This is a genomic window from Frankia sp. Cppng1_Ct_nod (assembly GCF_920656135.1).
Taxonomy (GTDB): domain Bacteria; phylum Actinomycetota; class Actinomycetes; order Frankiales; family Frankiaceae; genus Protofrankia; species Protofrankia meridionalis.
This window is the reverse complement of record NZ_CAKKTK010000114.1, coordinates 1-10,068: the sequence shown is the minus strand read 5'-3', so window position 1 is coordinate 10,068 and position 10,068 is coordinate 1. Positions and strand designations below refer to the sequence as shown.

Here is a 10,068-nt window from a genome sequence, read left to right as displayed (position 1 = left end):
GGGATCTCGACAGCTCGGACCAGACCCGGACCGGCCACATCATCGGGACCATCGCCTGGATGGCACCCGAACAGCTCCGCGGCGAGCGGGCCGGACCAGCCGCCGACATCTTCTCCTGGGCGATGTGCGTCGTGTTCGCCGCGACCGGACGCCACGCATTCGCAGCCGACACCCCGACCGGGACCGCCTACCGCTCCCTGAACGAGGATCCGGACCTGACCGGCGTGCCGGAGGCTCTCACCCCGCTGCTACGCCGCGCGCTGGGCAAGGACCCCACGGTTCGACCGACCGCGGTCGGAGTCGTTTCGGCTCTTCTCGGGCAGCACGTTACCGGCGTCGCCGGCGCCGACGAAGCCACCCGCCGCCTGCTCGGTGCCGGATGGGTGGGGCCCACACCGCCACCGCCACCGCGACCGTTGACCGGCCGATCGCAACGTGAGCCAGGCGGGCGCCGCAGGCGGCTCGTGCTCACGAGTGCGATCGCGGCGGCCCTGCTCGCGGCGGGCGCCGGACTGGCACTGGCGCTCACCTCCGATCGGACGGACGGCGCCACCTCACTGTCGGATCCACGGGCTGTAACCGCCTCACCAGCTGGGACTTCCAGCACCAGGAGGTCCCCGACCCGCCCGCCGGCCGCTTCGGTCACGACCACCCCAGGCTCGCCGGCGTCCACACCGACACGGGGGACGGCTTCGGCGCCCACGCTGGTCACCGAGACCGGTAGTCCGTTGGGCGCGGGTGTCCGCTCGACGGTCATCGCCGACGCCTCCGGTGGCACGGTCTCCACCTGGCGCGGTCCGTCCACGTCGATCTTCGGTCGATTAGGCGGCGTCACGGATGGTGGTGCGATCACCCTCTACTGTGCCGTATTCGGCCAGTCCATCACCGCACGTAACACCACATCGCGACTGTGGGACTACACCAACTCCGGGTGGATCAACGACACGTACACGCACACTGGCACCTTCGACGCTGTCGTTCCCGCCTGCGTCGGTAACATCAACAACCCGCGGCTGGGAACGGGAGCGCCGAGGACGGACATCGGCCCGTTCCCCGTCCTCACCGATAGCGATAGCGATAGCGATGGCCTGTCGGTTCGGTCGTCGGCCGGGGTGAACGCGCCGGTGATCGCAACCCTGCGGAACGGGGACCTCGTCCGCACGGTCTGCTGGGTCCACTCGACCTACGTCGCGCCCCCGGCTGCCCTGTCCGCCGGCAACGACAACTGGGACCGGTTGTCAACCAGCGGCTGGGTCCCGGACTCCTACGTCTTCAGCGCGACCTCCCTGTCCGCCGCCCCCGCCTGCTGACACGGCCCGAGGACGAGATCGACCAACGACGATGACACGACGGTCGACGTCCAACAGTCCGTCTCCGCGCCCGTGCTCCGGCCGGGTCGCGGGGACGTGCGCGGTGCTGTTCGTCATGCTCATCGTGGCCGTCAAGACACGGTGGTCGCCGCTGTCCCTCCTAGACGTCGACCTGACCGAGAATCTCAACCACGTCGCCGCCGCCCACCGATGGGTCGTCGATGCGTCCGGTGTCCTCGGCGTGGTGTTCGAACCGTCCGCGTTCCGGGTGGTTGCCCTGATCGCGCTGCTGGCGATGTGGGGCCGGGCCAGCCCGGTTCGGGGTAGGCCCGCGCGTGGAATCGGCCGGCTCGAACCGGCCGGCGTCCGCAGGCTGGCCGTGTTCGTCGGGATCACCGTCGGCGTCGGCGGGCTCGTGAACTCGGCCGCCAAGGCACTGGTGGGTCGGGCCCGCCCGCTTGTACCGCATCCGGTCGCATCTGCCCATGGAATGAGTTTTCCGTCCGGGCACTCCTTCGGAGTGCTGGTCGCCGCACTGGTACTGCTGGTCGCGCTCGAAGCCGTCCAGGGTCGGCGTCCACGGATCACGACGATGGTGCTGGTTGGGTTGGTTGTGGCCGTGGTCGGGTTCTCGCGGCTGGCACTCGGCGTCCACTACCTGTCAGACGTTGTCGGCGGCTACCTGCTCGCCGTGGCATGGACGGCAGCTACGCTCGCCGCCTTTTCTCGACACACCAACAAACGATCTTTCTAGGTCGACGAGGTCGATAACACGGACAAGACGGATGAAATGGACATGGTCGCCCTCGGCCTCATGGAACTCGGGGTTCACGGCACCGGACACAATCCATGCACTTTCCGGGCACATCCACAAGCGATTTTCCGATACGATAGCAACATCGTATGTTGAATTCATCGACCGGACCCCAAAAGATTCATGTCCGGAAGAAGACGGAGACCTCTGATGAATATCGAGGCCCTGCGAACTGTCAGGGATCTGATGGCAATCAGGAATAGGGCATCCATCTGACGCTTTCATCCTCGTATCGCAGGCTGGCCAGCCGGACGGCGAACTGCGCTGCCACCCGCGGATTGCTGGCGAGGATCGGCACCACGCTTGTGACCAGTTTCAGTTCCCGCACGGCACGCAGCGCCTCAAAGCCCGACCAGCGCGTCACGTCGAACCCGTAGGAGGATGCGAGCACCGCGTGCTGCTCCGGCGGGTAGCCGAACCGCAGTCGGCCGACGGCAACCGGGATCAGGTCCCATTCGGTCGGTCCGTAGCAGGTGGCGTCGAAGTCGCACAGCACCACGCCCCCATCCCGGCTCCTGATCAGGTTTCCGAGATGGGCGTCGCCGTGAACGATCCCCGGCGGCAGGGCGTACCTGACATCCTCGAGCGCCGCTTCGACCCGGCAGGCCATGCGCCTCAGGAGCGCGAGGTCGGCATCGGCGAGCTCCTCGGCATCGGCAAGACGCCGGCGGACGTCGTCGAGCGGGTCCCAGCGCGGCAGGGCATCCTTCGGCAATGGCAGCGTATGAAGCTGTTTGAGCGCTATGGCCAGGTCGGATGCGGCCGGACGCACGCCGGACGGCGTCGATCCGCGAGTCCGGGGATGGGGTGAAGGCCGTTCGTCCGTCAGTGTCCAATCCGCAGTTTTCGCCTGCGACCCAGACCCGACGTCGATCCACAACGTGGCCACGGCGTTGCCGACCCGCAGCGGTGCGGGCATGCCTGGCATCAGGCGTACCGCCGGGACATCGTGGCGGGCAAGCCATCGGGCAACCTGGACGACCTTGTCGGCGCGGTGCGCCATCGCCTGCGACCCGGATATCCGGACGATCATCCCGGCCCGGGGTAAGCGGAACACGGCGTTGGCCGCAATCTTGATGACCTCCGCGTCCCGACCGTCCACTCCGACCGCCCCGCAGATCTCCTGGAGAATCGACCACGCCTTCGTGACGGTGAACCGGCCGACTCCCCCGCCCGCGACGGACCGCGGAGCCACCCCGCTGCCGGATCCGCCACCGACGGACCGGCAACCGTCGCATCCCGTGACTCCCACCCGAACCCTGCCTCGCTCCTGATCAAGCCCATACCTGTAGTCACTGATCCGGCCAAAAGCAGCGCGATCATTATTTGCCTCGCGCCCACCGTTCCTCACACATCCGTCGAAACCGACGGGGGAGGTCCGGAAGGCCCCCAGGGTTATTGGAGGTCAGTTCCTTCGCCTGTGCTCAGGCGTCTCTCGATACCCTAAGACACACGGCAATTACTGCGAACCCATAAAGAAAAACCATCAATAGACCAATATGCCGATCGGATAACTACAGCAGCACCTCCTGATTCGGCCACGACGCCTTCCCGGATCCGGCAGCGCCCACCGAATCGGCCGGCAGCCGCCCGCGCACTCCCTGCCGCTGCCATTCACGGACGAACGCGGCAAGCTCCCGGACATCCCGGACCTCGCCGTGTGTACGGGTTATCGCCAGCAGCTCGTCAGCCCGATTCGACGCGGACGCGACCGCGCGGCTCCAGGAGATCGCAACCGCCTCGGTGGCCAGCGCGCATACCCGGTCAAGCTCAAGGCGTCCCTGCCTGGCCAGGGCCAACGCAAGATCAAGCCGGATCACCGAGCGGAAGCCGGGTGCTTTCATCGTGTCGAGCTGCGGCATTGCGAGCTGCGCGTGTTCCTCCGCTGCGCCGGGCCGACCGAGCAGGCACAACGCAGTGGTTGCGTTATAGGCGACCTCCACCGGGTGGAACGTGTCGAAGCCCGGCCCGGGAGATCCCCACTGTTCCACGGGAATCATGTCGGCGAGGTCGTAGGCGGTGTCGAGGGCACGGGCGGCGGCGCGGACGTCTCCAAGCGCGGCAAGCGCGCGGGCCTCCTGGCAGACCAGCCGCGCCCGTACCGGACCGACGCTGACCTGCCGCAATCCGTCACGCGCCAGGTGGAGAGCCACGTCCGGGCGCCCGCTGTAGAACTCGGCGACCGCGCCGATCTCACGGGCGGAACCCCGCAACGGACCGTCACCAGCCGATTCACCAGCCATGTATCCGTAAGCGGCCAGGGCTCGGGCCGAGTCGGACTCGCCGAGCTTGAAGGCGGCATCTGCGTGCAGGACGGCGGCCCGACCTGCGACGACCCGCAGCCGACGAGCGTCGGAGGTACTCAGGGAGTGCTGGGCGAGCCGGTCCAGATCTCGCCGTAGCCGGACCGCCTGGGCCGCGACGTGCGAGGGAGAGGTGTATTCATGAGTGTGCAGCAGCGCGGCCAGCCGTTCCTCGGCGTGGGCGAACCTGGTCTGCAAAGCCGCTGTACCACGCACATCCACCACATCCGCAAGTTGCCTGTCTGGGAGGAAGGCGCCTACCACGGTTGCGCCGGCGTAGAGGTGGAACTGCCTCCGGCTGGATGCCGGATGGTCGGCGTCGCCCGGGGCAGGCGTCGTCGGTGTCGAGAGAACGTACTCATCCGGATGGTCGTCCGGTGGCATCCGGGCAGCGGGAATCGAGGCGGCACTCGTAACCGGAGGGATCGGGTGCTCGATCCCGGCTACCACCGGCCCGGCGGTGACCGGGCGAGCTGACGGGGACAATTCGTCAGCGTCGGGCATGACTATGCAACTCCCTGGTGTCTGTCGGTGGAGCCGGTGTCCTGTCGGTGGGACTTGAGCAAGGCGGTTCAGGGTTGGCGGGGCCACGTGTTGGTACCGCCTATACCCGAGCGATCTCTTTTAGCAAACGGAATGCAACTTAAGGTAATGCCAGGAAAGCCTGGCGCAACATGCGCCGGAGCAAGAGAGCACGCCCAGACCACGACACACAGCAACTGCCGGCGCCTACGGAACGTGACATTCGGTCATCTGGCACAACGCCATCCGATGAACCAATTTGGTTACGTTCGGTTGCTTTCAGGTCCGGCGATGATCTGGTTCCCGTTCTCGGCCGGCGGATCCGTCAGCGGCCGGGATGCGAGTGCCCCCCGCGTAGCGTCGCAAGCCAGTCCGCGGCACTGCGGAAGGCGTCCTCGGACGTGGTGGGCCGCACCGTCGGGACCCGCCTGTCCGCCCTCGGGTAGCTGCCGAGGAACCGGACCTCGGCGCAGATCCGGTGCAGCGCCGACAGCGCCTCCCCGACCCTCGCGTCCGCTATGTGGCCCTCGCAGTCGACCGAAAAACAGTACCGGCCTAAACCTGCGCCGGTCGGCCGGGACTCCAACCGGGTCAGGTTGACACCCCGGACCGCGAACTCCGTCAGCATTTCCAGCAGCGCGCCGGGATGGTCATCCCGCTCGAAAAGCACCATTGTGGTGCGGTCGAAACCGGTCGGCGGCGGCGGTGGACCCGGACGGCCGACGAGCACGAACCGGGTCTGCGCCCCGTCGACGTCCTGGACGTCGTCAGCGAGTATCGACAGGTCGTAGCGGGGTGCGGCGAACGCGCCGGCAAGGGCGGCGTCGATCTCACCGGCCTGGACACGCCGGGCCGCCTCGGAGTTGCTGAACGACGGTTCCCACTGTGCGTCCGGCAGGTTCTTCGCAAGCCACCGGCGGCACTGCGGCTGGGCGTGCGGATGGCTGGAGACGGTACGAACGGCATCGATACCGCCGCCAGGCCTGCCGAGCAGAGCGAATCGGACAAGAATCACGACCTCGGCGATGACCTGCAGGAGATCACCAACCGCCAGTTCGTCCAAGGTGGTCGACACCGACCCCTCGACCGAGTTCTCGAACGGAACGAGAGCGGCGTCGGCATCACCCTGGCGGACCGCGTCAAGAGCAACCGCCACGGTAGGAACCGGATCGAGTTCGGCTTCGTGAGCGACCGCGAGAGTGAGCAGCGCCGCCTCGGAGAACGTGCCGGGAGGACCCAGATAGACCAGGCGGGTCGCCGATGTCATATCGCCACCCTCCCGCTCCGGCGGAGCATGGCCGTCGAGGCAACGCCGACCGCCGCAGGGGAGCTGGTCAGGCGTGTCGTGCGCATTGCCGCAGCCTCGTCCGTACCCGGGGGTTGGGTGCCCGGGCCCGTCCGGACCGGATCTGCGCGTCTCACCTTCACGATCCTACGACCCGGTGACGGACCGCATTAGCGGGGCCTGATTCCAATCAGCCATTTTATGTACTATTACCGACCATTCGGACTGCTACGCTCCGCAAGCAAGGCCCCGCCGGGACCGGCGGACAGTTACCGGACTCCAGCCCGATACCGGACTCCAGCCCGACCGGCGCCCGATCAACACCCGCGAAATCTTCGAGTGATCTCCACACCCGCAGCCATGATCATGGTTACGTCGGCGGTTTCCCTGACACGGGCCGGATCCGTCCGCAGACCGTGCTCAGACCCACCGTAAGGTCAGGGGCGTGGACATGGAGGATGTGCGGCTCCTGCTGGACGCCGTGGCCTCCGGCATGGTCAGGCCGGACGAGGCCCTGGGCCGTCTGGCCGCCGGCCCCCTCGGCGACGGCACCGGCTGGACCGACCTCGGGTACGCCCGCGTCGACACCCACCGCGGCCTGCGCACCGGTGACCCGGAGGTCGTCTATGCCGCCGGCAAAACCCCGGCGCAGACCGTCGGCATCGTCACCGAGCTACGGCGCATATCCGGTCCGACCCGTCCGACACTGGTCACCCGTGCGGACACGGCCACCGTCGCGGCCCTGCGCGCGAGGTGGCCGGGCGAGCTCACCACATCCACCGAGACACTCGACGGGCCGCACACCGAGACATCCGGCGAGGCATCCGGCGAGGCATCCGGCGAGACCGGCCCGATGACCGGTTGGGCACCGACAGCCAGGGCACCGATACCGTCCACGGTTGTCGTCGGGTCGTTACCGCCGGCCCGCGGCCGGGTGGTCGTCGTTTCCGCAGGAACGTCGGACGCCTCGGTCGCCACCGAGGCCGCGCTGACCGCCCGCGCGTCCGGGGCGGCGGTTGAGACGATCACAGACGTGGGGGTTGCCGGGCTGCACCGCGTCCTCGCGGTCCGCGACACCCTCGCCGCCTCGGACTGCCTGGTCGTCGTCGCCGGTATGGAAGGCGCACTGGCAAGCGTGATCGGTGGCCTCGTCGGCACCCCGGTCGTGGCCGTCCCGACCAGTGTCGGATACGGGGCGTCCTTCGGCGGGCTCGCCGCGTTGCTCGGGATGCTCACCTCATGCGTACCGGGGATCGCCGTCTGCAACATCGACAACGGCTTCGGTGCGGGGCTGTTCGCCGCCCGGATTACCCGCCGTGCAGCGCCAGCCCGGAATGGGTAGGTCGTTTCAGCTGTGATAGCGACGGGTTCTACCTACACCCGGCCGGTGCCGGCATGAGCTGTAGGTCGTTTCAGTCGTTACAGCAATGGTTTCTACCTACAACTCCATCTCGCTACTCGAGGGCGGGTTCGGCAATCCCGACCCCCCGGACCAAAGTGGACGGGTGACCGACACCAGAGTGCCTTCCGCGGACTGTGAGCCAGCCGTACCGAGCGGGCGAACCCGGCTCGCCGAGCCGAGCAGGACCGCGCCGGCCCGGCGGGGACGAATCGGGTGGCTCGACCTGTCCAGCGGTGTGAGCGGGGACATGCTGCTCGGTGCTGTGATCGGCGCACTCACCGGTGCCGGCCGGCGCACCGAGGTCATTACCGACGCGGTCGGCGCGCTGGAGCTTGATGTGCGGCTGGAGATCAGCACAACATCTCGAGCCGGGCTCGCCGCGACCCGCGTCCACGTCATCACCCCGGACACGAACGCCCACGACACGAACGCCCACGACACGAATGCCCACGAGGGTGGGATACCCGGTGCGGAGCATGACAACGGGTACGGCCGCCGCACCTGGGTACATATCCGCGAGCTGCTGGCTCACGCGCCACTCACCGCCGCGGTCCGCGAACGGGCACTGGCCACCTTTGGCGCGCTTGCCGAAGCAGAGGCGGTCGTGCACGGCATTCCCGCGGACGACGTGCACTTCCACGAGGTCGGGGCACTCGACGCGCTCGCCGACGTGGTCGGCGTCTGCGCCGGACTGGACGCGCTCGGCCTCGACCGGCTCGTGGCGTCTGCGGTCGCGCTCGGCGGCGGGTCGGCCCGCACCGAGCACGGCGTCCTGCCGATCCCCGGTCCTGCCGTCCTGGAGCTGCTGCGTGCCACCGGCATGCCAGGTCACGGGGGTCCGGTGGAGGCGGAACTGTGCACGCCGACCGGTGCGGTGCTGGTCTCGACCCACGCGGATGCCTACGGTCCGTTGCCGCCGATGCGGGTGGAGGCGGTCGGTGTCGGTGCCGGGCAACGCGACATCCCCGACCGGCCCAACGTGGTCCGGCTGATCGTCGGAACCGCCGTGTCCGGAGAATCGCCGGCCGCTGACATTGCGGCCGCAATGGCACCCGCGGCCATGTCAGCTCCGGACATCCCGGCCGCCACCGACGAGCTGCTGGTCGAGACCAACGTCGACGATCTGGACCCGCGTGCCTGGCCGGAGATCCTGGCCGGTCTGCTGGCCGCGGGGGCATCCGACGCCTGGCTCACACCGATGCTCATGAAGAAGGGCCGTCCGGCGCACACCCTGTCGGTCCTCGTGCCGGTGCCGCTGGCGGACGCGGTCCGACGCATGATTTTCATGCACACTCCGACGCTCGGCCTACGGGAAACCCCGGTGCGTAAACGAGCTCTTGACCGCACCTTCTGCAGCGTGGACGTCAGCGGTGAGACCGTCGCCGTGAAAATCGGAATGCTTCCGGACGGTCAGATCGTCACCGTGCAGCCGGAGTGGGACGACGTGCGTCGGGCCGCCGCCGTATTGGACCGACCGACCCGCTGGGTGCTGGCGGCGGCGACGTCCGCGGCGTTGGGCACAGCACCGGACACAGCAGGACCACAGTTTTTCCGTCCGGACCCGGGCACCGGGGACGACCCGGCCCCGTCGGGCATGCGATCCTGAGACCGCGGGTCACCGTGGGATGTCCTTGGCAGATACCCCTGGCAGGCGTGCGCCGTCCGATCTCGAGCATCTGATGATCACAGTGCGTTGATTTCACCGACGAACTGGTCAACACGGGAGGAGCGGACCGCCCAGCCGGGATCCTGAAGTTGGACAACCCTGGCATGAGGGCCGATTGTGACTGATATCCAGTGAGGCCACGACTGGGCGGGATCATGGACGGAGACATCGACATCGACACCCGAATGGACAGCCCCGACTTCAGCCGCGCTCCGGCGGGCGATCCCGGAGCGTTCCAGTCGTTGCCGTCATCAACGTCCTACCCTCCGTCCGACCCGCCGGAGTCGGACAACGAAACCTCGTATGTCTTCCAGCCCCGCCAGGATCCGATTCAGCTGGTCAGCGGTCCGGATCCGCAGCCGGGGCACACCTTCCCGCCGGGTCCGGTCCCACCACCACCGGTCCCGCCGCCACCGCCGTATGTCCCGCTACCCGGCGGTGAGCGCAACCATGACCCGCTGACGAACTCGTGGCCGGGAACGACGCATGACCCGTTGGTCGGTTCGTGGGATCCGTCGTTCGATCCACTCGGCGACCCATGGCCGGCCGGTGCCAGCGGTGCCTCGCAGCCGCCATCCCCGGTACCGCCCCCGGGCGGACCAGGGATGTCCATGACCGGGACGACGACATACTCCGTTCCGGGCGGTCCTGGTCCTGGCGGCGTCCCGTCATCGGTCCAACAGCCCTGGAGCGAACCGTCTGCCTACGGTCCGCACTCCGACCGTGGCAGGTACCCGGGCAGTCATCCGGCTCCGCCCGCATGGAT

General features: G+C 68.1%; 7 protein-coding genes and 1 pseudogene. 5 read left to right on the top strand and 3 right to left on the bottom strand.

Features of this window, described 5'->3' with window-relative positions; genetic code table 11:
• Positions 1-1,310, top strand: a 1,310-nt coding sequence (locus tag NBW77_RS20945; RefSeq protein ID WP_502799508.1) for a serine/threonine protein kinase, incomplete at its 5' end; no start/stop codon positions are given.
• 103 nt (positions 1,311-1,413) lie between these two features.
• Positions 1,414-2,064, top strand: coding sequence for a phosphatase PAP2 family protein (locus NBW77_RS20940; RefSeq protein WP_165485721.1), 651 nt, complete (start codon positions 1,414-1,416; stop codon positions 2,062-2,064).
• A 253-nt stretch (positions 2,065-2,317) separates the two neighbouring features.
• On the opposite strand, the gene NBW77_RS20935 is transcribed toward NBW77_RS20940, so the two are convergent.
• The 3 genes from NBW77_RS20935 to pheA form a co-directional block, all read right to left on the bottom strand.
• Complete coding sequence (locus NBW77_RS20935) at positions 2,318-3,319, bottom strand: aminoglycoside phosphotransferase family protein (protein WP_242605468.1); 1,002 nt, start codon at positions 3,317-3,319, stop codon at positions 2,318-2,320.
• Between the two features lie 319 nt (positions 3,320-3,638).
• Positions 3,639-4,931: an NsdA family TPR-like regulatory protein gene (locus tag NBW77_RS20930; protein WP_250280198.1), complete on the bottom strand. Its 1,293-nt coding sequence runs from the start codon at positions 4,929-4,931 to the stop codon at positions 3,639-3,641.
• 343 nt (positions 4,932-5,274) lie between these two features.
• Positions 5,275-6,216 (bottom strand): prephenate dehydratase, encoded by a 942-nt coding sequence (gene pheA, locus NBW77_RS20925; RefSeq protein WP_131744667.1) that lies wholly within the window; start codon positions 6,214-6,216, stop codon positions 5,275-5,277.
• Between the two features lie 463 nt (positions 6,217-6,679).
• Between pheA and larB the strand changes: the two genes are divergently transcribed.
• The 3 genes and pseudogenes from larB to NBW77_RS20910 form a co-directional block, all read left to right on the top strand.
• The gene (larB, locus tag NBW77_RS20920; protein ID WP_131744666.1) at positions 6,680-7,576 is read left to right on the top strand and encodes a nickel pincer cofactor biosynthesis protein LarB; all 897 of its coding nucleotides are present in this window, start codon (positions 6,680-6,682) and stop codon (positions 7,574-7,576) included.
• 85 nt (positions 7,577-7,661) lie between these two features.
• On the top strand, positions 7,662-9,242 hold the full coding sequence (larC, locus tag NBW77_RS20915; RefSeq protein ID WP_250280197.1) for a nickel pincer cofactor biosynthesis protein LarC: 1,581 nt from the start codon (positions 7,662-7,664) through the stop codon (positions 9,240-9,242).
• Between the two features lie 191 nt (positions 9,243-9,433).
• Positions 9,434-10,068, top strand: a pseudogene (locus NBW77_RS20910) (hypothetical protein); the annotation flags it as partial.

Bases quoted from the DNA above. Each gene is read 5' to 3' on its own strand.
- NBW77_RS20930 (WP_250280198.1), bottom strand. From the start codon at position 4,931: ATGCCCGACGCTGACGAATTGTCCCCGTCAGCTCGCCCGGTCACCGCC.
- pheA (WP_131744667.1), bottom strand. From the start codon at position 6,216: ATGACATCGGCGACCCGCCTGGTCTATCTGGGTCCTCCCGGCACGTTC.
- larC (WP_250280197.1), top strand. From the start codon at position 7,662: ATGGTTTCTACCTACAACTCCATCTCGCTACTCGAGGGCGGGTTCGGC.